The sequence below is a fragment of the Rhodoplanes roseus genome, assembly GCF_003258865.1.
Lineage (GTDB): Bacteria > Pseudomonadota > Alphaproteobacteria > Rhizobiales > Xanthobacteraceae > Rhodoplanes > Rhodoplanes roseus.
On sequence record NZ_NPEX01000981.1, the window covers coordinates 1 to 241 of the forward strand.

The window sequence follows — 241 nt, forward strand, 5'->3', positions numbered from 1 at the left end:
GCTGCCGCCGGATTTTTCGACGTGAAAAGAGTAAGTCCCGCCAGCACCGGTATCACCCTTGGCGACGGCCTCCAGTCTCACCATGCCCGCCTGCGGTGTTGCCTTGATCTCGCAGAACCGCCCATCGGCCGGTTCCTTCGCGGTCGATATGGCCGCAAGGGCGCCGACAGGAAGCAGGGCCAGTGCAAGGATTGCCGCCAGGCGGCGCGGGTTTCTGACATTATGGGGCATGGCACGTCTC

Annotated in this window: 1 protein-coding gene; it reads right to left on the reverse strand. The window is 63.9% G+C overall.

What is annotated here, in order from left to right; translation table 11 throughout:
• A partial coding sequence (gene csgH / locus CH341_RS33265; RefSeq protein ID WP_281023750.1) for a curli-like amyloid fiber formation chaperone CsgH occupies positions 1-231 on the reverse strand: 231 nt, incomplete at its 3' end.
• Positions 232-241 lie beyond the last annotated feature (10 nt).